The 26,006-nt window shown below is 65.7% G+C and carries 25 protein-coding genes and 2 riboswitches; of the genes, 14 read left to right on the top strand and 11 right to left on the bottom strand.

Annotation, left to right across the window (positions count from 1 at the left end):
* Positions 1–8: 8 nt before the first annotated feature.
* Both HNE04_RS15550 and HNE04_RS15545 read right to left on the bottom strand, forming a co-directional pair.
* On the bottom strand, positions 9–797 hold the full coding sequence (locus tag HNE04_RS15550; protein WP_172220793.1) for an ABC transporter permease: 789 nt from the start codon (positions 795–797) through the stop codon (positions 9–11).
* A complete protein-coding gene (locus HNE04_RS15545) occupies positions 794–1,786 on the bottom strand; it encodes an ABC transporter ATP-binding protein (protein WP_328700345.1) in 993 nt (330 codons plus the stop codon). Before HNE04_RS15545 ends, HNE04_RS15550 begins: the two co-directional genes overlap by 4 nt.
* A gap of 143 nt (positions 1,787–1,929) precedes the next feature.
* On the opposite strand from HNE04_RS15545, the gene HNE04_RS15540 reads away from it, so the two are divergent.
* The 9 genes from HNE04_RS15540 (at position 1,930) to HNE04_RS15500 (ending at position 10,378) form a co-directional block, all read left to right on the top strand.
* Entirely contained in the window at positions 1,930–4,590 is a 2,661-nt protein-coding gene (locus HNE04_RS15540; protein ID WP_172220790.1) for an AMP-binding protein, read from the top strand.
* 354 nt (positions 4,591–4,944) lie between these two features.
* Complete coding sequence (locus HNE04_RS28550) at positions 4,945–5,205, top strand: DUF3606 domain-containing protein (protein WP_407926605.1); 261 nt, start codon at positions 4,945–4,947, stop codon at positions 5,203–5,205.
* Positions 5,206–5,236: 31 nt separating this feature from the next.
* The gene (locus tag HNE04_RS15530) at positions 5,237–5,506 is read left to right on the top strand and encodes a DUF3606 domain-containing protein (RefSeq protein ID WP_328700344.1); all 270 of its coding nucleotides are present in this window, start codon (positions 5,237–5,239) and stop codon (positions 5,504–5,506) included.
* Between the two features lie 9 nt (positions 5,507–5,515).
* On the top strand, positions 5,516–5,941 hold the full coding sequence (locus tag HNE04_RS15525; RefSeq protein ID WP_172220781.1) for a hypothetical protein: 426 nt from the start codon (positions 5,516–5,518) through the stop codon (positions 5,939–5,941).
* A 34-nt stretch (positions 5,942–5,975) separates the two neighbouring features.
* Positions 5,976–6,281, top strand: coding sequence for a hypothetical protein (locus HNE04_RS15520; RefSeq protein ID WP_172220778.1), 306 nt, complete (start codon positions 5,976–5,978; stop codon positions 6,279–6,281).
* A 66-nt stretch (positions 6,282–6,347) separates the two neighbouring features.
* A complete protein-coding gene (locus HNE04_RS15515) occupies positions 6,348–7,562 on the top strand; it encodes a M20 aminoacylase family protein (RefSeq protein ID WP_172220775.1) in 1,215 nt (404 codons plus the stop codon).
* Entirely contained in the window at positions 7,559–8,551 is a 993-nt protein-coding gene (locus HNE04_RS15510) for a Bug family tripartite tricarboxylate transporter substrate binding protein (RefSeq protein WP_172220772.1), read from the top strand. The genes HNE04_RS15515 and HNE04_RS15510 overlap by 4 nt, the downstream gene beginning before the upstream one ends.
* A gap of 67 nt (positions 8,552–8,618) precedes the next feature.
* A riboswitch (glycine riboswitch) is annotated at positions 8,619–8,719 on the top strand.
* Positions 8,720–8,823: riboswitch (glycine riboswitch) on the top strand.
* Between the two features lie 57 nt (positions 8,824–8,880).
* Positions 8,881–10,179, top strand: coding sequence for a D-amino acid dehydrogenase (locus HNE04_RS15505; RefSeq protein WP_172220769.1), 1,299 nt, complete (start codon positions 8,881–8,883; stop codon positions 10,177–10,179).
* A complete protein-coding gene (locus tag HNE04_RS15500; RefSeq protein WP_172220766.1) occupies positions 10,172–10,378 on the top strand; it encodes a dodecin in 207 nt (68 codons plus the stop codon). The genes HNE04_RS15505 and HNE04_RS15500 overlap by 8 nt, the downstream gene beginning before the upstream one ends.
* A gap of 63 nt (positions 10,379–10,441) precedes the next feature.
* Here HNE04_RS15500 and HNE04_RS15495 read toward each other — a convergent pair whose 3' ends face one another.
* On the bottom strand, positions 10,442–12,115 hold the full coding sequence (locus HNE04_RS15495) for a hypothetical protein (protein ID WP_172220763.1): 1,674 nt from the start codon (positions 12,113–12,115) through the stop codon (positions 10,442–10,444).
* A 154-nt stretch (positions 12,116–12,269) separates the two neighbouring features.
* Here HNE04_RS15495 and HNE04_RS15490 point away from each other — a divergent pair, with 154 nt between their 5' ends.
* The gene (locus tag HNE04_RS15490) at positions 12,270–13,388 is read left to right on the top strand and encodes a helix-turn-helix transcriptional regulator (RefSeq protein WP_172220760.1); all 1,119 of its coding nucleotides are present in this window, start codon (positions 12,270–12,272) and stop codon (positions 13,386–13,388) included.
* A 10-nt stretch (positions 13,389–13,398) separates the two neighbouring features.
* Here the strand turns inward: HNE04_RS15490 and HNE04_RS15485 are convergent, their stop codons facing one another.
* The 5 genes from HNE04_RS15485 to HNE04_RS15465 form a co-directional block, all read right to left on the bottom strand.
* Positions 13,399–13,896 (bottom strand): hypothetical protein, encoded by a 498-nt coding sequence (locus tag HNE04_RS15485; protein WP_172220757.1) that lies wholly within the window; start codon positions 13,894–13,896, stop codon positions 13,399–13,401.
* Positions 13,897–13,992: 96 nt separating this feature from the next.
* Positions 13,993–14,304 carry a hypothetical protein gene (locus tag HNE04_RS15480; RefSeq protein WP_172220754.1) on the bottom strand — a complete coding sequence of 104 codons (312 nt, stop codon included), beginning with the start codon at positions 14,302–14,304 and terminating at the stop codon, positions 13,993–13,995.
* 137 nt (positions 14,305–14,441) lie between these two features.
* Entirely contained in the window at positions 14,442–14,666 is a 225-nt protein-coding gene (locus HNE04_RS15475; protein ID WP_172220751.1) for a KGG domain-containing protein, read from the bottom strand.
* 162 nt (positions 14,667–14,828) lie between these two features.
* Complete coding sequence (locus HNE04_RS15470) at positions 14,829–16,175, bottom strand: sigma-54-dependent transcriptional regulator (protein WP_172220748.1); 1,347 nt, start codon at positions 16,173–16,175, stop codon at positions 14,829–14,831.
* Between the two features lie 89 nt (positions 16,176–16,264).
* Positions 16,265–19,240, bottom strand: coding sequence for a hybrid sensor histidine kinase/response regulator (locus HNE04_RS15465; protein ID WP_172220745.1), 2,976 nt, complete (start codon positions 19,238–19,240; stop codon positions 16,265–16,267).
* Between the two features lie 234 nt (positions 19,241–19,474).
* Here HNE04_RS15465 and rpoN point away from each other — a divergent pair, with 234 nt between their 5' ends.
* The 4 genes from rpoN (at position 19,475) to HNE04_RS15445 (ending at position 23,134) form a co-directional block, all read left to right on the top strand.
* Positions 19,475–20,908, top strand: coding sequence for an RNA polymerase factor sigma-54 (gene rpoN / locus HNE04_RS15460; RefSeq protein WP_172220742.1), 1,434 nt, complete (start codon positions 19,475–19,477; stop codon positions 20,906–20,908).
* Positions 20,895–21,098: a KGG domain-containing protein gene (locus HNE04_RS15455; RefSeq protein WP_172220739.1), complete on the top strand. Its 204-nt coding sequence runs from the start codon at positions 20,895–20,897 to the stop codon at positions 21,096–21,098. The genes rpoN and HNE04_RS15455 overlap by 14 nt, the downstream gene beginning before the upstream one ends.
* Before the next feature lie 225 nt (positions 21,099–21,323).
* On the top strand, positions 21,324–21,692 hold the full coding sequence (locus HNE04_RS15450; protein ID WP_172220736.1) for a response regulator: 369 nt from the start codon (positions 21,324–21,326) through the stop codon (positions 21,690–21,692).
* A 26-nt stretch (positions 21,693–21,718) separates the two neighbouring features.
* Positions 21,719–23,134, top strand: coding sequence for a sensor histidine kinase (locus HNE04_RS15445; protein WP_172220734.1), 1,416 nt, complete (start codon positions 21,719–21,721; stop codon positions 23,132–23,134).
* Here the strand turns inward: HNE04_RS15445 and HNE04_RS15440 are convergent.
* From HNE04_RS15440 to HNE04_RS15430, 3 genes are all read right to left on the bottom strand, one after another.
* Positions 23,113–23,706, bottom strand: coding sequence for a response regulator transcription factor (locus HNE04_RS15440; protein WP_172221222.1), 594 nt, complete (start codon positions 23,704–23,706; stop codon positions 23,113–23,115). The two genes, HNE04_RS15445 and HNE04_RS15440, sit on opposite strands and share 22 nt — an antisense overlap.
* A gap of 93 nt (positions 23,707–23,799) precedes the next feature.
* A complete protein-coding gene (locus HNE04_RS15435; protein WP_172220732.1) occupies positions 23,800–25,095 on the bottom strand; it encodes a tryptophan--tRNA ligase in 1,296 nt (431 codons plus the stop codon).
* 2 nt (positions 25,096–25,097) lie between these two features.
* The gene (locus HNE04_RS15430; RefSeq protein ID WP_172220730.1) at positions 25,098–25,766 is read right to left on the bottom strand and encodes a site-2 protease family protein; all 669 of its coding nucleotides are present in this window, start codon (positions 25,764–25,766) and stop codon (positions 25,098–25,100) included.
* Positions 25,767–26,006 lie beyond the last annotated feature (240 nt).

Raw genomic sequence — 26,006 nt, 5'->3', positions numbered from 1 at the left:
AACAAGCTTCAGTTCTGCAGCGCCGATCGCTGCAGGTCCTCGATGTCGCGGTGCCAGTGCAGCAGGCGCTGGCGCCATTTTTCGAACAGGAAATTCAGCAGGTAGCCCGTGACGGCCGTGGCCACCACCCAGGCGTACATTTCCTTGACGCGGAACGAGCGCTCGGCGTCGATGACGCCGAAGCCGATGCCGACGCCCGCGCCGATCATCTCGGCCAGGATCACCACCACGAGCGCGAGGCCGAGGCTGATCTGCATTCCGGCCATGAGCGGCGGCAGGCTGGCCGGCAGCACCACTTTGAGCAGCGTCGCGCCGCGCCCCAGGCCAAAGGTGCGCGCGGCATCCAACAGTTCGGGCTCCATGCGGCGGACTGCCTGTACCAGGTTGATCAGGATCGGGAAGAACACCGCGAGCGCGACGATCGTAAGCTTCATCGCGTCGCCCAGACCCAGGAAGAACATCAGCGGGGGCACCAGCGCCGGCTTCGGGATCGGCCGCAGCAGTTCGACCAGGGGTTCGAACAGCCGGTAGACCGATGCCGAGGAGCCCATCAGCAGCCCGAGCGCGACCGCCGGTACCAGGCCGAGCAGGTAGCCCGCGGCCAGCCGGTACAGCGTGTGCCCGAGGGCCGGCAGCAATCTGCCGTCGACGGCCATCTCGGCCAGCGACGGGAAGATCGCCGAGGGAGGCGGGAATATCCCCGCTCGATCGCCTAGGTTGCGGGCCACCAGTTCCCACGCGAGTACCGCAAGCAGCAGGAAACCGATGCCCGGCGCAGCGTGTAGCAGGCGCCTCACGGGGTCTCCGCCGGCCGGCACACCAATTCGTAGAGGTGGTTGCGCAGTTCGAGGAAGCGCGGGTTGGCCCGGGTCGCAATCTGCGCGCGCGGGCGCGAAAGACCCGTGGTCACTGTCTCCACGATGCGTGACGGTGAGCGCGACAGCACCGCGACGCGGTCCGAGAGGTAGATCGCCTCGTCGATGTCGTGCGTGACTAGCAGGATCGTCAGCGCGTACCGCTGCCAGGTGTCGAGGACCAGGTCCTGCAGCTCCATGCGCGTCAGCGCGTCGACCGAGCTGAAGGCCTCGTCGAACAGCAGCATCGACGGCCGCGCCGCCAGCGCGCGCGCGATCGTCACGCGCTGCTGCATGCCGCCGGAGAGCTGCCACGGGTAGCGGTTCGCCGCCTCGGCGAGCCCGACGCCGCGCAGCGCCTCCTGGGCGCGCTCGCGGCGCTCGGCACGCGAAATCCCGGCGCGGTGTTCGAGCGGGAACTCGACGTTCTTCAGCACCGTGCGCCACGGCAGCAGCGACTTGCTGTACTGCTGGCTCAGGTAGACCATCTCCCGCGGCGGGCCCGCGATGGTGCGGCCCTGCAGTTGCACGCGTCCGGCGGTCGGTTCGAGCAGCCCGGCGATGATCTTCAGCAGCGTCGTCTTGCCGGCGCCCGAGGCGCCGACGAAGGCGACGAACTCGCCCGTCTGCATCTCGAAGTCAATCGACGACAGCACCGGCGTGGACTGCCCGCCGCTGCCGGGGTATTCCTTGCGAATCCCGTGCAGCGACAGGTAGCCGCCCGATTCGGGGACGACTGCCTGCGCGCCATGGCCCCGCGCCATCAACCCGGGCGCGAGCTGAGGATACTGGTCGTCGCCCTTGGCGTAAGTGTGTCCGCCTCCGGGGACCAGCTGCTGGAGCCGCGCCTTCAGCTCGCGCGAGCGCCGGAACCGGTCACCGGTCCTGTCAATTAGCGCGTTTTTGTTAATGGTGTCACTCCCTTCAGTCACACGTCACATCGTGTGCCGATGCCGGGGATATTAATTGCCCCCTGCTGGGCCGTGTGTTACAAGCGCAACGGCTGGCATCACCTGCGCGGCAGTAGGGCTTTTTGCGGCAATATCGACCTCGACCTTTCTGCTGAGGCTCGATCGTGAAGACATCGTTGGGAACCGACCCGCTGCCCGGGGTGGATGGGAGCGCCCCGCTCGAACTGCTCGCCCGCACGCGCGCGAGCTCGCGCACGATCGCGAGTGCGATCGCCGGTTGGGCGGCTCGAGACGGCACAACGCCGGCACTCGTCAGCGTGGGCTCGCAGCAAGTCACGTTTTCCGAGCTGGCCGAGTTGACCTCCCGGGTTGCCCGTCAGCTGGCCGAAGGGGGCGTGCGAACCGAGCACCGCGTCGGCCTGCTCGTGCCGCCTGGCATGCCTGGTGGGCAGTTGGCGGTCGCGCTGGCCAGCATCACGACGCTGGTACCGATCAATCCCGCCCTAAAGCCGGAAGAGGTGATCGACCTGGCGGTCGTCACCGGGTTGCACGCCATCGTGATTCCACGCTGGCTGAAAACCGAAGCGCGTTCCGCGATCCTTCAACGGCGCATGACCGTCTTCGATGCCGTCCGGGCGCCGGACGGCACGCTCGGGCTGGAACTGCTTACCGCCCCCGCGGGTTCACCGGCGCCGCTTCGCCCGGCAGTCGAGGCCGATGTCGCAGTGCTGCTGCGGTCCTCGGGTACGACCGGGACCCCGAAGTTGATCCCGGTGACCCACGGCAACCTGTCCGCCATGGCCGACACGCACGGCTCCGACCTGTGGTTCAGGATGACGGCCGTGGACCGCCCTGCGTGCACGGCACCGCTTTATTACGCCGCGGGACTCAAGTCATCCCTGTTCGTCCCGCTATTGCTGGGCGCGACGGTCGTTTTCCCGCCGCCGGAACAGGTGTTCGAGCTGGCGGAATGGATTGACGAACTCGCGCCGACTTACCTGTCGTTCGTCGCGCCGGCCGCTCTGCAACGGATGATCGAACGCATGATGGCCTCGCCACGCCAGGTCCACGTGAGCTCGCTGCGCTTCGTCATGTGCGCCGGTTCCTATCTGCCGGACCAGACGCGTGCCACGGCGGAGGCGCTGTTGCATGTGCCGGTCCTGGAGTTCTACGGGCTCAGTGAATCCGGCACGATGGCGTCCAATCCGGCGCCTCCCGGGAAGGCAAAGCCGGGCACCGTCGGATTGCCACCGCCAGGTGAACTCCTGGTAGTGGACGCGAACCGGCAGCCTGTTGCGAGCGGTACCGTCGGGGAAATCATGATCTGCGGTCCCACGGTGATGCCGGGCTACGTCACCAATGACGATTCCGCGCCCTATGGCTTGCAAGGCGGATGGCTCCTGACCGGCGATCTCGGCCGCCTCGACGAGGACGGTTATCTCACCATCCTCGGGCGCAACAAGGAGCTCATCAACCGCGGCGGCGAGAAAGTCTCCCCGTACGAAATCGAGAAAGTGATGCTGCAGCACCCGGCCGTGCTGGAAGCCGCGGCGTTCGGCGTGCCGCATCCGCGCCTGGGAGAAAACGTCGCGGCCGCAGTCGTCCTGAAACCCGGGAATACGGCCTTGGAGCGCGAGCTCAAGGAATTCCTCGCGGCTCGCCTGGCCGCGTTCAAGCTGCCGCGCCGCATCGGCTTCCTGCCGGCCCTGCCGCGCGGCGGCTCGGGCAAGATTTTGCGCCGCTCGCTGAGCCAGGCGTACCCGAGTTGGCCCCGCGAGGTCGTGCCGCCCGATCACGATTACCTGCTGCACCTCGAGCTGCGGGACCTGTGGCAGCGACTGCTCGGCACGCAGGAGATCGGCCTGGACGACGACTTCTTCGACATAGGCGGAGACTCGCTCTTGGCCACCGACATGCTGGTCGAGGTTGAAGCACTCGTCGGCAAGCCTTATCCGCAATCGGAGCTGTCGACGCTGACGATCCGCCGCATGGCCGAAGTGTTCGCGTCGGACATGCCAGCCGAGCCGCAGGTGATGACGCAGGTGAAGGAAGGCACCGGCATACCCCTGTTTTTCTGTCATGGGGATTATGTCGAAAGGGGCTTCTATGCGCAGAAGCTTGCCGCAATGATCCCCGGCGACCACCCCATCTTCTTGCTGCATTGCTACCCAGAACCGTTCGGTTCCAGCGTGGATGAAATCGCACGCGTGTACATGCAACATATCCTCAGGGCCGCGCCCCGGTCACCGGTGTTAATTGCCGGATTTTGCAACAGCGGCATGGTGGCATGGCAACTCGCATACACGCTGCGGTGCGCAGGCGTGGAAGTCCTGGAGCTTCTTCTCATCGAAATGACATCGCTGAATGCGCGGCCGGCTATTCGCGCGCTGCCTGCCATCTTCAATGCCGCGGGGGCCTTGATCCCAGGCCGGGCGGGAAGATTCGTGCGAGAGCATGCCATGCGCCATTGCTGGCGCTGGATCGGGCGCTTCGGGGCTTTCAGCTTTGGTGCCTTGCGCAAAAAGATCACCGCGTGGCGAGAGCAGCGGGCGCCACGGCGCGATATGTTCGCGAACGCGGATAGAACCTATGGCGCGCTCATGTCGCGCTATGTGCCGCCGCCGATCGACGTCGGCGTCACTTGCATCATCGCCCAGCAGGGCAAGCACTTCGAGACCGACCCCCGTTTCTGGCGCCGCCTTGCCCCGAGCGTCAGCACGATGAGCGCGCCGGGCACGCACCAGGGCGTGCTCGTCACCGGCCGGCAGGCGCTCGCCAACGGCATCGCGGAAATGCTGCAACGTGCTGCTTCGGCGGCTCGCTGAGCTCTTGACTGAATCAGCGCCTCGTGCGCACATTCAGGCTTTGGTGGAGGAGGCGGTACAGGCGACCACATTCGCGCACGACTGGCGCAATCGGAGGCTGGCGCATCGTGACCTCGATCTTGCATTGGGGGGGCGCTGCTCCGCCACAAATAGTTTTCACAGAGCCTCAGAGGCCGTCAGTACCGTCCCGAAAGCCCCGCCAGCCGGGGCTTTCTCACGTCGGCACCCGCCACCGGCAGGCTGGACTCCTCTTTTTCGGCGGCGGCGCGCCCACACCTCGATATTGGGCCGCTTTCGGGTTGCGCCGGGGTTGCCGAGCTGTCCAGGTTATGCCAAGCTGTGGCCAGGGAGTTAATGTCGTCGCACTTGGAGGGTAGCGAGATGACGTTACAAGCAATCGGCACGCAGCAGCCTGATCGGAGCGCTCGAGAGTTTGACGAGTGGGCGAAGACGTTGGGCACTTCGTCGGATCAGCTGCTGGAGGCGGTACGTGTTGTAGGCATAACTCCACGCAAGATTCGCGCATACCTCCGAACCCATCCGACCACCGCCCCACCACCGCCCTCGAGGAAGCGTTTCAAGGCTGAACCAGACCGGCAGCTCGAATTGCTTTAACGGCTTCATACTGGGGACATCTCATCAGAGAATGGTGCCGGCACGGGCTCTTGGGCGTATGCTTGACGGCTCCCCCGCTTGGACGGGCTCCTTGTTTCGCATTAGCACAGGAGGCAATATGGTCGACCCTTCAACCCCTTACAAGCCCCTTGACCCTGGTCGTATCGATACCCAGAACCGGGTCGAGTTGCAGTACTGGAGCAGGGAGCTCCACTGCACTGTGGCCGAGTTGACGGACGCGGTGAAGAAGGTGGGCGATCATGTCACTTCCGTGCGCGAACATTTGGCGGCACACCATTAACTCGGCGCCATGGATTCCGCGCTCGCCCGCTACGCATTCCGCATGCTTGTGCTCGTGGCGTGCGCGATCGCCGCGTGGGGCGGCCCGGACCCGACGCCCACGCGGGAGGTACTTGAGCTGGTTTCAGTGTTCGACAAGCCAGCCCGCATTGAAGCCAAGGCTGCCGGCGAACTGGTTAACGCCCCAACCGTTGTGCAACATGCCAAGGCAGCGCCCCGACAGGCCGCAGTTACCCGTTCTGCAAAGACGTCCGTGACAGTTTCGAGTGGAGTCAAGAACGCCGTCGCGAAGCGCAGCGGTGCCCGACAGGCACCAAAGGCGGAGCCGCCGCTGCCGGCTATGTTCGTGCCAATCCGCGAACTAGGCCTCTACCTGCAGGCTCGGATGGGCACGGCGCGAGATGGAAAGGCTGAGCCGGGGAACCGCAAGCGCTGAATTGCGCCGTGGCGGCTTGGGGCATGCTTGCGCCATGCAACTGCACTACCTCGATTTCGATTTCAGCGACGAAGAGTCCGGCCGCGGCAGCTTCGATGCCATGGCTTCGGTCGATCCCGCCCGCCTGCCTGCACTGCGCGCCGAGGTCGCCGCCGTGCTGGATTGGGCCGGCCGGACGTTCGGACCGGCGGGGGCGCTGCAGGACGAAAGCGAGTGGGATTACGAATTGCAGAGCATGGCCGAGCCCGACCACCCGGCGCTGACTACGCTGACTTTGACGCTCAGCGGCTCGCCGGCATTCTGCGAAGCGTTCCGGCAGGAATTCGCCGTGGCCGACTGATCGAGTCGTGCTGAGCGGCTAAGATCATTCCGCCCCCGCAGCACCTTTCGCGCCGCCGGGCGCGGAATGCAATCAACTCCGGACATCGCGCCGTACATCGGCAAGCTCATCAAGTTCCGTCGCGACCTGCACGCCCATCCCGAACTGAAGTTCGAGGAGACGCGCACGTCCGACCAGATTGCCGCCTGGCTGCAGGCGCTCGGCCTGCCGCTGCACCGCGGTATGGGCGGCACCGGTGTCGTCGCCACGCTGCGCGGCAGCGGCCCGGATGCGGACGACCCGGCGCGCGCCATCGGGCTGCGCGCCGACATGGACGCGCTGCCGGTACAGGAAGTCAACGCCTTCGACTACATCAGCGCCAATCCCGGCCGCATGCACGCCTGCGGGCACGATGGCCACACGACGATGCTGCTGGGCGGGGCAACGCTGCTCGCGAAGCAACCGGATTTCAACGGCACGGTGCACTTCATCTTCCAGCCGGGGGAGGAGGGCGGCGCCGGCGCCCGCCGGATGATGGAAGACGGCCTGTTCGACAAATTTCCCATGAAGGCCGTGTTCGCGCTGCACAACTGGCCCGCGCTGCCGGCCGGGCAGATGGGCGTGCGGGTCGGGCCGATCATGGCCTCGGCCAATCGCTTCGAGATCCGCGTACGCGGCAAGGGCGGCCACGCGGCCCAGCCCCACAGCACCGTGGACCCGATCCCCGTCGCCTGCGCCATCGTCGGGCAGTTGCAGACGCTGGTGTCGCGCGGTGTCGATCCGCTGGACAGCGCGGTGCTCACCGTCGGCAAGATCGAATCGGGCACCGTGGAAAACATCATCCCCAACGAGGCCTTCATTTACGGCACCTGCCGCACCCTGGGCAGCGCAGTGCTGAACCAGCTGATGGAGGGCATCGAGCGCATCAGTACCCACGTCGCCCAGGCGCACCGCGCGAGCGCCGAAGTGATCATCAAGCCGGGCTACCCGACCACGGTCAACCATCCGCACGAAGCGCGCTTCATGGCGCAGGTGATGGGCAAGATGGTCGGCGACGACAACGCCCATGTCGACGTGCTGCCGGCGATGACCGCGGAAGACTTCGGCTTCTTCCTGGAGAAGGTGCCAGGCGCCTACGGCTTCATCGGCAACGGCGCGGGCGGCAAGCCGGGCGTCAACCTGCACAACGCCGCCTACGATTTCAACGACGACATCCTCGGCCTGGGCGCGAGCTTCTGGGACCGGCTGGCGCGTCAGTGGTTCGAACAGGAAAAGAAAACCGGAAAGGAAATGCGGTCATGACAACTCGCCGGACATCTCGCCGACAGGCCCTTGGGCTGGGTCTGGGTTCACTCGCAGCCGCCGTGCTGCCGCTCGCCACGCGCGCACAGGGCCAATGGCCGACCCGTCCGGTGAAGATCATCGTGCCCTACCCGGCGGGCGGCGTGAACGACGTGGTCACGCGCATGCTCGCCGAGCACCTGCGGCCGTTGCTGGGGCAGCCGGTAGTGGTGGACAACCGCGCCGGCGCCGGCGGCACGATCGGCATGGACGCCGTCGCCAAGGCGGATGACGGCCACACGCTGGCCTTCGCCGCGATCAGCCCGCTGACGCTGAATCCGCACATCATGAAGGTGCAGTACGACCCGCTGAAGGATTTCGTGCCGGTGGCGTCGGTGATGTATTCGCCGGTCTACGTGCTGGCGACGACTCGCTTCAAGGGCAGGAGCTTCAACGACGCGATCACGATGGCGAAGGCCGAGCCGGGCAAAGTGAGCATCGCGAGTTCGGGCTTCGGCACGCTCGGCCACATCATGATCGAGCAGATCCGCCGCAAGTCGGGCGCCGACCTCACGCACGTCCCCTACAAGGGCGGCCCCCAGCTCGTCACCGACGCAGCGGGCGGCCAGTTCGACCTGTTCGTCGCCAACCCGTTCGCGGCCGTCAACAGCCTGATCGACGAGGGCAAGCTGCGGGTGCTGGCGGTGACCGGCCCGCGCCGCCTGCCGAACATGCCGCAGGTGGCTACCCTGGCGGAGCTGGGCTATCCCGAGGCCAACCTCACCTCGCTGTTCGGCTTCTACGCGCCCGCGGCCATGCCGCCCGAGGCGGTGCGGCGCCTGAACGCCGACATCAACAAGGTGCTGGCCGATGAAGAAGTGCAGAAGCAGTTGCGCAAGCTGGACAACGTGGTGAGCCCCGGCACGCCGCAGCAGTTCGCGGCGGTGATCGAGCGGGAGCACGCCGCGAATGCGCGGATTGTGAAAGAGGCCAATATCAAGGCGGAGTGACGCGTGCCTGGCCGATGCATAATGGGCGAAGTTGACACGCGAGTGTCACTGCGTCCGGCATCACGCCGGCGCGGGATCGGGAGAGTCCGGACCGGCGTAGCGCCGAGGGCCGGCGCCGAAGGAGCAACCGCCCCGGAATCTCTCAGGCCAAAGGACCGGTCCCGCGAGCAACTCTGAAGAGAGCTGGGCGGCATCGTCGGCCCAGCGCACCGTAGGAGCAAGCAAGTCCGGCAGCGGCACTTGCGAATCTCTCAGGTCCAGCACAGAGGGGGTGTCCGTCACACGGTCGTGTGCGCGGTCCAACCCTCTCGACGGTGCGGAGTTCCCAAATGAAAACGATTGCAGTGGTTGGCGGCGGGATTACCGGCGCCACGACGGCCTATTCACTCGTGCGACGCGGCTTCAGCGTCACCCTGTTCGAGCGGCATCGGTATGCGGCCATGGAGACCTCGTTCGCCAACGGCGGACAGCTCTCGGCGTCCAACGCCGAAGTCTGGAACCACCCCTCCACCCTCCTCAAGGGCCTGAAGTGGATGTTCAGGAAAGATGCCCCCTTGCTGGTGAACCCGAAACTCGGCTGGCACAAGCTGTCCTGGTTCGCGGAGTTCATCGCCAGCCTTCCGCGATACGAAAGCAACACGGTCCGGACGGCGCGGCTGGCCATTGCCGCCCGCGAGCATATGTTTTCCTGGGCTGCGGCGGAGAACATCGAGTTCGACCTGAAGCGCCAGGGCATCCTGCACATCTACCGCGACAAAGCCGGTTTCGAACACGCGGCGCGCGTCAGCCAATTGCTGGCCCAAGGTGGGTTGGCTCGCCGCGCGGTCACGCCGCAGGAGATGAAACAGATCGAACCGACGCTGGCGGGCGGCTACTACGGCGGCTTCTTCACGGAAAGCGATTCCACGGGCGATATTCACAAGTTCACTCAAGGCATCGCAGCGGCTGCGGCCCGCCGCGGCGCGACCTGCCTGTACGAGCTCGACGTGGCGAAAGTCGAGACTGACGGCCGCCAGGTGCATGTGACGTCTGCCTCGCAAGGGTGCGTGACCAGGCAGAGCTTCGATGCCGTCGTGGTCTGTGCTGGAACCGCTAGCCGCGCACTCGCGGCAGGCCTGGGAGACCGGATCAACGTCTACCCGGTCAAGGGCTATTCCATCACGGTCAACCTGCGGGACGCCGCGAGCCAGGCCGCGGCGCCCGAGGTGAGCCTGCTGGATGACGAGACCAAGCTGGTGACCAGCCGGCTCGGCGTCGACCGGTTCCGGGTTGCCGGCACCGCCGAGTTCAACGGCTTCAACCGCGACATCCGCGCCGACCGTGTGAAGCCGTTGATCGACTGGGTGCACCAATGCTTCCCGGGCGTGGATACCCGCAGCGTTGTGCCGTGGGCGGGCCTGCGTCCCATGATGCCGGACATGATGCCCCGCGTCGGCCGCGGCAAGGCCGCCAATGTGTTCTACAACACCGGGCACGGACATCTTGGCTGGACTTTGTCTGCGGCCACCTCCGAGCTGGTGGCAGAGGAGATTGTGCAGAACCTGCTGCCGGCTTCGGGCCCCAGGGTACTCGGCCGGGTCGAATACGGACATACTGTGGCTCCAACGTCAAGGAGCCGCAATGCCTAACCACGTGTACAAGACCGTCGAGCTCACCGGGTCGTCCAGCTCGGGCATCGAAGATGCCGTCAGTACTGCCATTGCCAAGGCGCACGGGTCCGTCCGCAACATGCAGTGGTTCGAGATAGTGGAGACACGCGGCCATATCCAGGACGGCAAGGTCGCCCATTGGCAGGTGACGGTGAAGGTCGGATTCACTCTCGAGTGAACGGCCGGCGCGCATAAAAAAACCCCGGCGCACCGCGCCGGGGTTTTCAGGAGCTCAGCTGGCTCAGGGTCGGATCACCGTCGTCGAATAGATGAAGTTGGTATTGCCCGGTGCGTTGACGGCAACCGTCACGCCCAGTCCGGGAAGGGCGAAACCATAGACGGGGCGCTGGGCGCGGGCGATCATGCCGGATACCGGCTGGTTAACTGCAAACACATCGCTCACGGTCGGCGCGCTCTCGCGAACACGGGTGTAGGTCTGATTGACCGTGTCCACGGCGGTGATCGTCTGGGTCTCCCGGGTGAGCCCCGAATTACCATTGACCATCGATGCGTCCCAGGACTTGCGGACGGTATTGAGTGCGGGCAGCACCGCCGGCTGGGCCTTGTAGGCGATGAAGTGGGACTGCATGACACCGAGGCTGCTCGAACCTTCCGCGTTGCTGGTGCCGAACAGGGTCAGCGTGCCGGCGGGCGTGCGGTAGCCGTAGATCCGGCCGGGGGTATCGCCGTAGTTGAGCTGGAGCCCACCGTCGGTGCGATCCGACACCGTAGGCGTCTCATCGTCGGCCGTGCAGGCGCTGGTGATGCCGCCCATCACGTCGTAGTCGCACACGGCGCCCGTTCGGTCGGCATTGAGGGTGATCTTGCCGACGAAGTGGGTCCGGGTGCCGGTCTCGTCGACGCCGCTCTCGACGAAGCTCCAGTCTCCCACGATGGCCTCGTAGGAAAGGCTCTGGACCGGGAAGATATAGCCGGTGGACTCGGCGTCGCGCAGCGCGCCGACGCCGTTCGGACCGAAGACGACCGTGGTCGTGACGGTGCCGGCAACGGAAACTTCGCAGGGCTGGCTGGCGTTGGGCGTGACAGCGAACGTGTCCGTTCCATCGGTCAGCGTGTTGTTGCTGAAGTCGAACTGCACGACTTGCGTCGCGCCGCGGTAGTCGATCACCCGGTATTTGCCGCTGATTGCTGCCGGGCAGTTCGCCAGGCTTCCGGCATTGGCCGCGGTCAGCACCTCAGTCAGGGTGATCGGAGCCGACCCCCCACCGGTGCTCGCCGCGGAGGCGCTCGCGACCTGGTTCACGACGAGGGGCAAGGACTCCAGCGAGACCTTGGCCTTCAGCGACTCGAGTGCGTCGTCATAGGCATTGCCCTCGGTCGTGGCGGTCGCGGGGACCAGTGTCGACTTGAACGGATCGATGGTGCCCAGGTCGATGCCCGTGGCGGTTTTCAGGGTGGACAGCAGGGTGGTGGTGGCCGCTGCGAGCTGCTCGGTCGTGATGGTCGAGCCCGCGCCGAAGCTGTCGAAGTAGGCAGCGGGAGCCGCAGCCGCCAGCTGTGCCACGATCAATTCGGTCAGCGGCGTCACGTTGGCCACTGCCGTCGTGGTCGATCCACTGGTCGTGCCCGTCTCGGTGACCGAGTGCAGCGTGACGGTGACACCGTCGACCTGGCCGGTCACTTTGATCATGCAAGGCAGCGCGCCATCGGTGATGGTGACTGTGTAGGCTCCGGCCTCGTTGGTGGTTGCCGCACCCGTGCCGCTGGCACAGCGCACGTCGACGGTGCTGCTCGCCAGCGCCAAGCCGGTCGCAGCCGTGCCCGACAATTGCAAGCTCGCCGCCTGCACCGGCACGCTGGGCTGCTCGGCTGTACCGCCGCCCCCGCCTCCACAACCCACCAGCATCAACGCGACCGCGCCGGCTGCCAATGTTATGACTCCGTACTTCTTCATTACATCACTCCTAAGGTGTTGGAACTTTGTTGCTCGTCGCAGATCATCAGGCGCACCTGCGTCGACTTGTTCAGTATCGGAAATGCGGTTGAGCTCGGCATCCCCCGAACGGGGTATCGGATGCACCTTGTGAAAAACCCGGCAGGCGCGCATCATGCAGTTACTTGTTGTAACGATCGATGCCGTGACAGATCTCATCCCACAAATCTACGAAGCGGGTAGTGGCCAGTCGAGCTGGGACGACGTGATGTCAAACCTCGCGCAGCGGCTGGGTGCGGGCGGCCATCTCACCTACGAAGAGGTGAAAAACCCGGCCCATGGCAAGTCGAGCGTCATCTCCAACAAGGGGTTCGCTCCTGAAGTGCTGGGCCGCTACTTCGAGCACTACGCAGGTTGCAACGTCTGGGCCGCCAGTGACGCGATGGTCCCCGGCGCTGTTTTCACGTCCTCCATGCTCTACCCCGACGAGCGGCTCAAGCGAACCGAATACTGGTCGGGTTGGCTTCGCCATGTCGATGTCTTCTATGTCGTGGGCGGCATCGTCCATGACGACTCCGCGTCACGGACCAAGGTGAGCTTCGTGCGTCCGGAGCGCGGCGCGCGGTTCGATGCCCATCACCGGCGGCTGTTGGAGGGTTTCGTTCCTCATTTGCGCGCGTCGCTTTCCGCACAGAAGCGGCTGGCGCAGTCACGGTCGCTACTGACTCCGCTGCTGAACACGCTCAATGAGCTCGATCAGGGCATCGTGCTGCTCAGGAGCGACCGCACTGTCGTTCACATGAACGACAGCGCCCGCGCCTTGCTGCGCGGCCAGAGCGCCCTGGAGGTGAAGGGCGCTCGGCTCGACTTCGCGTCGGCCGAATGGAACGAACAGTTCCGCGCACTGGCCCGTCCCGACCGCCAGCTGGCACGCTCGGAGACCGTATACCTGCGCGTGCGGGCCGCCGGCGGCCAGATGCTGCAGGCCACATTGATGCGCCTGGCGGACGACGTCGCCGGGCCTCGCCACCTGGTCTTGTTCATCAAGCAGCAGCGCAGCGACAACGCGGCTGAAGTGGCGCTGCGCAAGTTGTACGGACTGTCGCCGACGGAGGCCCAGCTGGCCAGCTTGCTGGCGCAGGGTCGCTCGGTCAACGAGGTGGCCCAGGCGCGCGCGGTGAGCATCCACACCGTCCGCAGCCAGCTCAAGTCAGTGCTGCAGAAACTGGACGTGAAGCGCCAGGTGGAGATCGTGCAGATCATCAACGGTTTCGTGCACCGCTTCGAGCCTTAGGCGATGCGGCTCAGGCCGCGAAAGTCTTGCCAGGCTCCTGGCCCAGGTCGCCGACGCCGGCCACCAGTTTCAGTTTTTCCACGATCTCGTGCATGGCGCGCAGATGCAGGCGCCACAGATCCATGAACTGCCTGTCGTAGTCCGACTCCAGCCAGGCTTCGGGGTCGCTCACACGCAGCATCTGCTGGGTCCACAGGAAGTCGATGAGGCGGGCGTGCACGGCGAAGATTTCTGCCGCTTCGTTCGATAATTCAGGAAACCACTGCTGCCTGATGGTTCGTACCTCCTGCAGGGGCGAATCCTCTTCGCGGGCGTCGCCCTGGAAATACGGTGTGCGGCCCTGGACTGCCACCCAATCGGAGTAACGGGCGAGTGCATCCAGCACTTGGGTCGCCTTCAGGCGCCGCAGCAAGCGCAGTCGCAGGTATCGGGTAATGCCCGCGCTGATGGCCGCGATGGCCAGCAAACCACCAACCAGCCAGAGCAGGTAATAGGAGAGGTTCGACACTATCTCCCTTAAATGTTTGCAAGAGTGTGCAAACATTACCGGGGGATCGACGTCAGACAGCGACCGCCCGCCATGTAGGCAGGGCCGCACAAGGGATCAACGTGCCTTCCAGATGGGCTGGAGGAAGCCGATGCCACCGCGCGGCTGGTCTTCCTGCCGGGCTAGCTGGTCCGCCTTGGCGGTCCAGCGCTGCGCCAGCTTGGAAAAAGTCGCACGGGAATCTGTCGTGAAACAGTCCTGCTCACGCAGCGTTTCGAAGTTTCTCGCGATCTTGCGAGCGATCAGGTAGCGATGAGCGGGCGCGGAAGTCTGCATGAAAGCTGCCATCAAAGACAGCGTCGCGACCCAGAGAGCACTGCAGGCCCGCGAAAGTGCGAGTGCGTCAGCGTTGGTTGCGTCGGCGTTCATCGCAGGAGCTCCTTGGAGGAAGACGTTCCAGCATCCTAGGGTCTACCGATACAGACTGTCTGTCAGCCCTGTGAGCCAGGAACGGCCCGACGTTTCCTACGTCGAGCCAGCCCTGCGCTCACGCGGGGTGACAGATGTCACTTGGCCGACGCGCTGCTGGAAGCGTGGCGCTTGCGCCCTGCAGCGCGAGCTTCTTCGCTGGTGAACTCATGGGCATGGCCGCTCTGGTGAGCCGCCCGGCCGCCGAGGCTGGCGATCTCGCGCTGGCGCTGGGGATCCATTGCCGCAAAGCCACGGGGGCTGCGACGTTGGCCGTTGACAGTGGTCTCGGTGCGCTGGCTCGAGGTATCTTGCAAAGACATATTCAATCCTTTCGTGATTGTGGGTTGGGGGGAGCATGCCAGCAGTGGCAAGGTCCGTGCCCGGTCGTCTTTGCAGGAGTTTCAGAGGCGCAGCGGGGCTGCGCGAGGAATCGAAGCTACGCTCAACGGTAAATCTTGCCGTAAGCTGAGCTGATTTGCGGGCTAGACGCCGTATTCCTTGAGCCGGTTGTACAGCGTCTTGAGGCTGACCCCGAGCGCCGCTGCCGTGCGTTCCTTCTGGTGGCCGAAGTGCTCCAGCGTAGCCAGGATCACCTGCCGCTCCACGGAGGCCAGCGGAGTGCCCACCGCAACCTCAAGCGTTCCGCCGGCGGCTGCCCGCGTGAGATCGGCAAGGATGTCCCGGGGAAGCCATTGATCGCCGATCTCGGGACCGGCCGTCATCACGTAGGCACGCTGCAGCACATTGCGCAGTTCCCGCACGTTGCCGGGCCAGCGGTACTGGCCCAAGCGCTCGAGCGCAGCCGGCGTTGCGCGCTTGAAGGCGCCTTCGCGCAGGCCGATCTCCTGCAGGAAATGCGAGACGAGCAGCGGTACGTCCTCGCGGCGATCCCGCAGCGGCGGCAGCTCGACAGGAAATACGTTGAGGCGGTAGAACAGGTCCTCGCGCAACGCTCCGCTGGCGACCGCGTGCGCGGGGTCCCGGTTGGTAGCGGCGATCACCCGCACATCGGTTTCCTGGGGCGTGGTCGAGCCCACGCGCATGAAAGTGCCGGTCTCCAGCACGCGCAGCAGCTTGACCTGCAACGACAGCGGCATCTCGGTGATCTCGTCCAGGAACAGCGTGCCGCCATGCGCGCGCTCGAAAAAGCCCTGGTGCTGGCGTTCGGCGCCGGTGAAACTGCCGCGCTCGTGGCCGAAAATCTCGCTCTCCATGAGGTTGGGCGAGATGGCTCCGCAGTTCACGCCCAGGAAAGGGCGCGAGCGGCGGCGGCTGAGATCGTGCACCGTGCGCGCCACCAGCTCCTTGCCGGTTCCGCTTTCGCCGGTGATGAATACGGTGACGGACGTTCCCGCCACGCGGGCCACCTGTTCGTAGACCCGCGTCATCGGCTCGGACCTGCCCACCAGGTGGCCGAAGCGGCCGGTGCGTTGCAGGTTTTCGTTCAGGGTGTCGACCTCGGCGCGCAGCACGGAAGGCCGGGTGACGCGCGAAAGAATGCTTTGCAGCTGCTTGGCGCTGACTGGCTTGATGAGGTAGTCGGCGGCGCCGTAGCGCAGGGCCTGGATGGAGGTTTCCAGGCTGGCATGCCCGGTCATGAGCACGACCTCGGAATTACCGATCAAATCCTGGTCGTCCAGCAGGGCCATGCCGTTACCGTCCGGCAGCCGCAGATCCAGCAGCACCAAGTCGGGTTGCTGTAGCGCCATTTGCCGGCGCGCATCACGCAGCGAACGCGCCGTGGCCGCGGAAAAACCCTCGGCCCCAACCAACGCGGCCATCATCTGCGCGGAATCCGCATCGTCCTCGACGATAAGTGCGTGCCCCATATTGTTCCCCTCGAGCAGGGCCGCTTCGGGCCCAGCTCATTATTAGGTGACTGTCGGGTCAAACGGTGTAACACAAGGTGAGCAACAAATCAATCGGCACTTAAGCTGGCGCGCAATTGGTTACGGTCCACGGGCTTGACCAAATAGGCGTCGAAACCGGCAATCAAGGCCTCCTGGGCATCGCGTTCGGCGCCGTAGCCCGATAAAGCGATCATTCGGCCGGCATAGCCGGCGGCGCGGGCATGGCGCGCCAGCTCAAAACCTGTAAGGCCGGGCAGCCCAATATCGACGATGGACACCTCAGGCCTGAGCTTTAGCAAGCGAGTGAGCCCTTCGATGCCATTCACGGCCGTGCTGACGGTGTGGCCGTCCAGTTCGAGCTTGGACCGCAGCGCCGACAGTACGTCGTCGTTGTCCTCGACCACCAGCACCTTGCGGCGCCTCGAGGGCGGCAGCGTGTCGTCGTCCAGCTTGACGGGTGGCTGCACGGAAGGCAGCCGGACGGTGAAGCGGCTGCCTTCCTCCGAGCTTTCCACCCCCACCGTGCCGCCATGCAACTCCACAAGTCGGCGCACCAATGTCAGGCCGATGCCCAAGCCGCCCGCGCGCCGGTCGAGTGTGCGATGGCCCTGCACGAACAGGTCGAAGATGTGCGGGAGCAGCGCCGCGGGAATGCCCATCCCCGCGTCCTGCACCTGGAGCACGGCGGCGCCATGTTCGATGCCGATGGTGACGCGGATCGTGCGGCCGGCCGGCGTGTATTTGATGGCATTGGTCAGCAGGTTGCTGACAACCTGCTCGATACGGACCGCATCGCCGTCCACCCAGGCGTCCTCGATTTGCAGGTCGACCGCGTGCTCCTTGGCTTCGCCGGTGATGGCCAGCGTTTCCTCGACCCGCTTGACGACGGCAGCCAGGTTCACCGGCTGGCGGGCGAGCAGGATCTTGCCCGCGATGACACGGCCCACGTCCAGCAGGTCGTTCATCATGTGGGCCAGGTTGCGGGTCTGCCTGGCGATGATGGCGCGCGCCTCGCCGCCTGTAGGGCCCGCCGGGTCGGCGACCTCCAGAACGTCGATCGCCGCGGAGATCGCGCCCAAGGGATTGCGCAGCTCGTGACTGAGCATGGTGAGGAATTCGTCCTTGGCCCGGCTGGCCGTCTCCGCCTCACGGCGCGCGGCCAGGGCGCGCTCGGTCAGCTGCGTGCGTTCCCGTTCGCGCTCCCTTTGGTCGGTCATGTCCACGGTGACGCCCGTCATTTGCGAGGCGCGGCCCTCGTCGTCGTAGTGCAGCATCACGCGGCTGGAGAGCCAGCGGGAGCTGCCATCGGGCTGCTTCACGCAGTATTCCAGTGTTTCCTTCTCGCGTCGCACGGCGCAGGCGGTCCAGAACTCGCGCTCGATGCGATCGCGGTCTTCTTCGTCGATGCGCTCGAACCAGTCGCGCAGGCCGCCTTCGCGCAGCTCCTCCACGCCAAACAGCTTGCACTGGCCCGGTGTCCAGGCCAGCCGGTCGCCGGCGAACTGGTAGTGGAAGAACCCCACGTGGCCCGCCTCCTGGGCCAGCTCCATCAAGTGCTGGCTCTCGCGCAACTTCTGGTCGATGCCAAGGAGGCGCTCCTCCACTTCCTTGCGCTGCGTGATATTGACCATGGCGCTGATCGCGCCGCGCGGCTTGCCGTCGGCGTCTCGCAGCGGCACGGCGTTGGCGATGACGAAAGTGGGGGCCCGCCCTTCGACAACGATTTCCAGTTCCATGCCCGCGACGGTTTCACCCAGCGCGGCCGCGCGTTGCAGGGGCTGCTGCTCGGAGGGCAGCAACTGGCCCTGGTGCAGCACGCGCACGGCGCCGGCCTTGTGCGAGGGCAGCGGCCCCAGCAGGCGGTCCATGGCCGCGTTGTGCCAGATCACGCGGCAACTCGGGTCTTGCGCGAACGCCATGCCGATGGGGCTGCTGTTGAACAGGGTTTCGAATTCCTGGGCCTTGGCCTGCAGGGACCCGTGGGCCGCCGCGTCTTGCGTCCTGGCGCGCAGCAGCGCATCGCGCAACAAGGCGATTTCGCGCACCGGGACCCGGCCGGACAAACCGGTGGGTCCGCGGGTGGCCAGCTGCTGCAGCGGGCCGGCGATGCGACGCGCGACCAGCGAGGCCAGCAGCAGGCCGATCAGCAGGCTGGCGCCGCTGGTGGAGAGTGCTGCGATGATGGCCTTGCGGTGCGCCGCATCGATCGGGTCGGCCGGAAGCGCCACTCGAACGCGCCAGCCCGACATGGGCACGGTCTGCCACGCTGCGTACACCAGGCGTCCATCGACGTCGCTGGAGCGATGCACGCCGGCAGGGCGGCCCTGCATGGACTCGGCCGCGTCGTGAGGAAGGGTGGTACCCGCCGGCGCCGCGCCCCCCAGCGAATAGCTGATGAGCCGCTGCTCGCCGTCGTAGATGCTGGCATGGCCGCCCTCGGGCGTGCTGGCCGTGGTGGCCAACCGCTGCCACACCGCCTCCCCCATCCGGGCGCCGAGCACGAAGCGCACGGTCCCACCCTGGATGACGGGCAGCGCAACCGCGACCGCACGGCTGCCGGGCGGCTGGTCGTCGTACAGGCCGGACACCACGGCTTGGCCCGTCCGCATCACCCGCTCATGCAGTCCGCGCAGCCGCTCGCCCGATTCGCGGGTGATGCGCTGGGGCCCCGTGTCCAGCACGAGGCTGCCGTCGCGATCGAACAGGAACACGCTATCCCAGTCCCGGCGGGGCCGGCCGTGCAGCAATCGGCCCAGTGCCGTGATGCGGCCGTGCTGGAAAAGCTCGGACTGCGAAAGCACGCCCAGCGCATCCAGGGAGGACGCCAGCTCGCGCTCGACCGTCTGCATCAGCGCCCCAGCCGAGCGCGCCAGCTCGTCCTCGATCTGGGCCTGCTCGCTGCGCACTTCCAGGAAGATCTGCAAACTCATGAGGGCTGCCACCGGAAATGTGGCGAGCAGGATGACCGCGATCAGGTACGTGCGCAGCGAGGCGGTCGGCCAAGAGCCTTCGAACCGGTCGATGAATCGTTTAACGATGCCCATCGTCGTTGGGAAAATCCAGATGTAAGCGGCAAGCGTAACCTCGACCGCTGCAAAATTGGCGGTTGCTACAAAACGTAACGGCGGTCTTGCCGCAACTCGTACCGGCTGGGGCGGCCTGTGGCCGCTCCGTTGGCCGCGGATCATCCGGCCATCCGCCGACAAGAAGGGTGCATAGGCTCCAAGCTTTGGCGGGCACGGTCGTTGCATCCAACCCAAGCAACAGGCCATCGACTGATGACTTCACTCAACCTACAGGCGACGACGTCGCTCCAGGCAACGCTATCGCCGCGGCTGCAGCGCGCCGTGCGCCTGCTGCAGATGTCGTCACAGGATTTCGCCCAGGTCGTGCGCGCTGCCTTGGATACCAATCCCTTTCTCGAATCGGAAGAGGCCGTCTCGCCAGCCGACTCCGCGGACCAGGACGCTGTCCCCGAGCCGGCCGTCGCCGAGCCAGGGGAGGGCTGGGGCGTGGATGGGGTCAATCGCATGCGCAACACCGAGAGCGACGGTGGGTTTTTTGAAACGCTGACGGCAGCGACCTCGCTGGCCAGCCATCTGATGGGGCAATTGAACGTGATGCCCTTGCCGGAGCGCGATCGCGTACTGGCCGCGGTGGTGGTCGAGTCGCTCGACGACGACGGCTATCTGCGCACGCCGCTGGAAGAGCTGGCCGATGCGCTCTACCTGGTGCCCGAGCCGGAGCCCGACGAGTGGTTGATCGCCTTGCGCCGGGTCCAGGCCCTCGACCCCGCCGGCGTCGGGGCTCGCAGCGTGGCGGAATGTCTCGAGTTGCAGCTTCCCGCAATCGCCGATCCGGCGGCCAGGACCATGGCGAGGGGCATCCTGCGGAACCATCTCCACGTCCTCGCCGCACGAGACATGCGGTCATTGGCGCGGCACATCGGCGCCGACCAGGCCGCGGTGGAGGCGGCTTGCGCGGCGATTCGCCGGCTCGACCCGCATCCCGGCTGGCGCTTTTCGCAGGGGTCCGTGCAGTACGTGACGCCCGATGTGATCGTGAAGAAGCGGCGCGGCCGGTGGACCGCCACGCTCAACGAAGCCGTCATTCCGCGCTTGCGCCTGAACCGCAGCTATATCGAACTGTTCCAGCAGCACCGCAACGCACAGCACGCAGAACTGGGCGCGCATTTGCAGGATGCCCGATGGACGGTGCGCAATGTCGAGCAACGCTTTTCCACCATCCTGAGCGTGGCCCAGGCCATCCTCAAGCGCCAGGAGCATTTCCTGGCTTATGGGCCCATGGCCATGAAGCCGCTGTGCCTGCGCGAGATCGCGCAGGAAGTGGGGGTGCACGAATCGACGGTTTCGCGGGTGACCAACAACAAGTTCATGGCCACGCCCTGCGGCGTGTTCGAGCTCAAGTATTTCTTTTCGCGCGGCTTGGGCACGGCCAGCGGCGGCGAGTGCTCGCCGACGGCGATTCGCGGCCTGATCCGGGAGATCGTGGCCGGCGAGCCGTCCGCCCGGCCGCTGTCCGATGTGGAGATCGCCCGGCAGCTGGACAGCCAGGGCCTGAGAGTGGCGCGCCGAACCGTCACCAAATATCGCCAGTTGCTGCGGATAGAACCGGCCGAGCGCCGCCGCGGGCACATGGCTTGCCGCCCCACGGCTACCCCACCTCAAGGAGATTCCTATGGCTTCGAGTAGTCAGGGCGGAAACAAGGGCTCGTCCGGGCGCGGATTCGCCTCCATGGATCCCGAACGCCAGCGCATGATCGCCAGCCAGGGCGGCAAGGCTGCCCATCAGAGCGGCAACGCTCATGAGTTCGATTCCGCGGAAGGCCGGGAAGCCGGCAAGAAGAGTCATAGCAGCAGGCAGAAAAGCGACAAGCGCTGACCGGCCCGCATCCCAGAGCCCCCTTTGACGGGGGCTTTTTTTTGCCTTTAGCTCATGCATTGGCAGCGAGTACGATGGAGAGTTAGGTACTCGAAGCCGCGGACGAGCTGTCAGCGCGCCTCTCAGAATGCGAAGTAGAGCAACAGTGGGGGACAAGTGCCGCCGCGCGATCTGCGTGTCCGGCTTTTTCTGATTCACAAACCGGACCCTGGGTCCCTGATCGATGTGACTATTCGCGTTTTGCTGGTGGAAGATGATCGTCGGGTTCACGGCATAGTGGCCGACCTGCTGGAGAGCATTGGAGACCTGAAGCCGGTCGGCGCCGTGACCACGGAGGCCGAGGCCAATCTCTGGCTCGAGGAGAACCCCCACGGATGGGACCTGGCCGTGATCGACCTGATCCTGGATGCGGGCACGGGCATGGGAGTGCTGTCCAAATGCCGCTCCTGGTCCGCCGGCGGCAAGGCCGTGGTGCTGAGCAACTACGTGTCGCCGGGAATCCAGAAACACTGCATGGACCTGGGCGCCGATGCGGTGTTCCACAAGGCTCACGACATGGGCCGGTTCATCGAGTTCTGCTCCGCGCTGGAATAGTTTTTTTCTGTTCTAGACTCGGGCCGATGAAGCCCGACATTGCCCCCGCGATTGCGACGCCCGCCGAGGCCCAGTGGGTCGAAGCCGAGCTGGTGCGCAGCCTCATGCGCACGGCCCGCAACACGCAGCTGGTCGGCTTTTTGCTCATCCCCATCTTCGTGGGCGTGCTGTGGAACAGCGCCAGCCTGGGCTCGCTGCTGCTGTGGTCGCTTGCGGCGGTGGCGATCGCGAGCGCACGCTCCCTGATCATTCGCAAATATGTGCGCGAGGTGCTGACCGGCGGTGCGGCCGAGCACCTGGCTTTTTTCCGCCGCTACCGGCTCCTGTGGCCCGTCAGTGGGCTGGTCTGGGGCCTGTCCACCTTGCTGTATTTCGACCGGTCGTCGCTGGCGGATCAGTTCATCTGCTGGCTGATCCTGGCGGGGGTGGCGATGTTTTCCATCAACGCCCTGTCCAGCCACCTGCGCACGCTGCGCCTTTACCTCGACACGCTGGCGCTCACGGCGTTGGGTGTCATGCTCTGGCGCATCGGCGTGGAGTTGCAGTTTCACGGGCCGTACTATCACTACTGGATCATCGCGCTGCTGGTGATCTTCTGGCAGGTGCTGCGCCAGGCCGGGTCGCGATTGCACGAGACGCACCGCACGAATTTCCAATTGCAGTACCGCAACAGCCAGCTGATCGAGTCGCTGACGCGGCAAACCCAGGCGGCGCTGGACGCCGTGGAGATCAAGAACCGGTTCCTTGCGAGCGCGGCGCACGACATTCGCCAGCCCGTTCATGCCCTGGGGCTGTACGCGGATTGGCTGGGCAGCGAGCCGGAGCTGGTGCACGAGATCGCGCCCAAGATCGTGGAATCGACCAAGGCCGTGAACGCGCTATTCGATTCGCTGTTCGACCTGGTGCGCCTGGACTCCGGCAAGATCAAGCTGAACATAGAGCCGGTCGACCTGGGCAAGCTGCTGCACGACCTGGAACTGCAGTACCGGCCCCTGGCCCAGGCCAAGGGCCTGCAGTTCAGGGTTCACGTGACGCTGGGCACCGTGATTTCGGACCCCATCCTGCTGCGCCGCATCGTCGGCAACCTGGTTTCCAACGCGGTGAAGTACACGCAGCGCGGCGGCGTGCTGGTGGCAACTCGCGCCAAGGCGGGTGGCCGCTGCATCGAAGTGTGGGACACCGGGCTGGGCATTGCGCCGGTGCACCAGCGGGAGATCTTCCGGGAGTTCTACAAGGTGCCCAGCCATGCGGGCACCGAGGACGGCTTCGGGCTGGGGCTGTACATCGTGGCGCGCCTGGCAGCCATCCTGGGCCATCCCTTGAGCCTGGCTTCGCGGCCGGGCCGAGGCACGGTGTTTCGCGTGTTTCTCGAACCCACCGACGCAAGGGAAGCGGCCGACCGCGCGGCCGCTTCGGTGGCTCAGCTGGTCAGCATGCCGTGAGTGCGGGCGTAGTGAATCGTCTGCGTGCGGCTCTTCACACCCAGGCGGCGGAACAGGCGCCAAAGGTGAACCTTGACGGTGTGCTCGCTGATACCCAGTTCGTCGGCGATCTCGCGATTGGACAAGCCCCGGTCCAGCATGACGATCAGCTGCTTCTGGCGCTTGGACAGCTTGTTGTCGGTGGGCGATAGCTCTTCGAATCCGCCGTCCGCGTTGAGCAGGGCGCGCAAGGCGGCGCCGATCTCCTGGGCACCCGAAGACTTCTCGATGTAGATGTCGGCGCCGGCCTCGATGCAACCCTCTTCGGCGTCGGCCGCGGGGGAGGCGGACAGCACGGCCAGGGGCGTTTCGGGGAAGCGCTTCTTGAGTTCGTGGATGCCCGATGTGCCCGTGGTGTCGGGCAGCTTCAAGTCGAGGCAGATCAGGTCGGGTACGCCGTGCTGCTTGACGGCCGATTCCATGCCGCCCAAGCGGTCGAGCTCGATCACATTGGCCCCGGGGCGCAGACGGCGCAGCAACATGACAACGGCCTCACGCATCAGCGGATGGTCGTCGATGACATACAGGGTCAACGGCTTCGGGGTTTTGATTTCGAGCGACATAGAACTAAGGATAACCGCGAATGACTAACCCCCGGTTAAGGGTTGTCATTAGCATGCCATCAGTCAGGCTTCTGTCAGTGCCGCCAGCGCAGCCCCCAGATCCGCACGGCTGACTCCCTCGGCCAGCTGCAGCGATTCCTCCAGTCCGGCCAGCCCGCCCTGCTTGAGCTGGGCGACGGCGCGGCCGGCTTCCTGGGGCGATGCAAAGCCCGTGCTCTGGGCCAGCAGCCGCCCTGCGGCATCCACCAGCTTGAAGTAGTGCCGGCCATCGGCTTCGCGGTACTGCTTGAAGGAGGGCAGGGCTGCCTTGGCAGCCTTGCTCTTGCCGGCCGATGCCGCCTGCGCGCCCAGGTTGCGCAGGCCCACGGCCTCGCGCAGCTGCGCCATGAATGGGGTGGCGATGGCGCGCGCCTTGTCGGCCCCGCCCCGCAGGATCTTCTCCAGCTGCTGGGGGTTGCTGATCAACGCGTCGTGGCGCTCGCGCATGGGCGCGACCTCGCGGTCGATGCGCTCGAACAGCAGCTGCTTGGCCTCGCCCCAGGCGATGCCGTCGGCGTAGGCCTGGCGCAATTGCTGTGTTTCCTCGGGCGAGGCGAAGGCCTGGTAGATCTGGAACAGGGCCGAGCCCTCGACCGGCTTGGGCTCGCCCGGCGCGCGCGAGTCGGTCACGATGCCGGCGATCTGTTTCCTGATCTGCGCGGGCGGCGCGAACAGCGGAATGATGTTGTCGTAGCTCTTGCTCATCTTGCGCCCGTCCAGGCCGGGCAGCATGGCCACCGAGTCGTCCACGGCCGCTTCGGGCAGCACGAAATGCTCGCCGTAGAGGTGGTTGAAGCTTTGCGCCATGTCGCGCGCCATTTCGATGTGCTGCACCTGGTCGCGGCCCACCGGGATCTTGTGCGCCTTGAACATCAGGATGTCCGCCGCCATCAGCACCGGGTACATGAACAGGCCCGCGGTCACATCGGCATCCGGGTCGTTGCCGGCGGCGACGTTCTTGTCCACCGAAGCCTTGTAGGCATGGGCCCGATTGAGCAGGCCCTTACCGGTGACGCAGGTGAGCAGCCAGGTCAGTTCGGTGATTTCGGGAATGTCGGACTGGCGGTAGAAGAAGACGTGCTCCGGGTCCAGGCCCGCGGCCAGCCAGCAGGCGGCGATCTCCAGCGTCGAGCGCTGGATGCGCGCCGGCTCGTCGCACTTGATGAGGGCGTGATAGTCGGCCAGGAAGTAGAAATTCTGGATGCCGGCGCGGCGGCTGGCCTCAACCGCCGGCCGAATGGCGCCGACGTAGTTGCCCAGATGGGGCGTGCCGGTGGTGGTGATGCCGGTGAGAAAGCGGGTGGGAGAAGTCGGTGCCATAACTAGAGAAACAGGGAAGTCAGCGGCGTGAGCAGGAAGTCCAGCGACAGATAGCCCAGCGAAATCAGCGGACGAAGCCAGTAGGTGCCGACGACGCCGATCAGCACCAGGCCCAGCACGATGAAAAAGCCCCAGGGCTCGATGCGGCTGAGCGAATAGGCCAGGCGATGCGGCAGCAGGCCCACCAGGACGCGGCCTCCGTCCAGCGGGGGCAGCGGGAACAGGTTGAAGGCCCACATCACCAGGTTGACCAGCACGCCGGCCTTGCACATCTCCAGGAAGAAGCGTTCGTTGGTGTCCGTGCCCACCAGCAAGGTGTAGCCGATCGCCCAGAGGATCGCCTGGATGAAGTTGGAAGCCGGGCCGGCCAGCGCGACCCAGATCATGTCGCGTTTGGGCCGGCGCAGCCGCCCGAACTCGACCGGCACCGGTTTGGCGTAGCCGAAAAGAAAAGCGCCCGAAGTGGCGAAGTACAGCAACAGCGGCATCAGGATGGTGCCGACGGGGTCGATGTGCTTGATCGGGTTGAGCGTGACCCGGCCCATCATGTAAGCCGTGTCGTCGCCCAGGGCCCGCGCCACGTAGCCGTGCGCCGCCTCATGGATGGTGATGGCGAACAGCACCGGCAGTGCGTAGATGAGGACTGTTTGAACGAGGTTGTTGATATCCACGAGGGGGATTGTGTCAGACGCGGCCTGTCATCCCGGACTCGATCCGGGATCCATGCAGGCCGGCTGCCATCTTGCCATTCGCGACATGGATTGCGGGTCAAGCCCACTACTGGCCGGAGATTTCAGAGCGCTGGCAATTGCTCATGGATGTGAGCTTGACCCGGGACCCATGGTCGCGAGCGGTCCGCTGCTGTTGCAGGCCTGCGTGTGGGCGGCGAAGCCGCGTGCGGGCGGGCTGTG

Origin of the sequence: Caenimonas soli (assembly GCF_013155545.1) — a bacterium.
Lineage (GTDB): Bacteria > Pseudomonadota > Gammaproteobacteria > Burkholderiales > Burkholderiaceae_C > Ramlibacter > Ramlibacter soli.
This window is presented reverse-complemented; position numbering and strand designations above follow the sequence as displayed.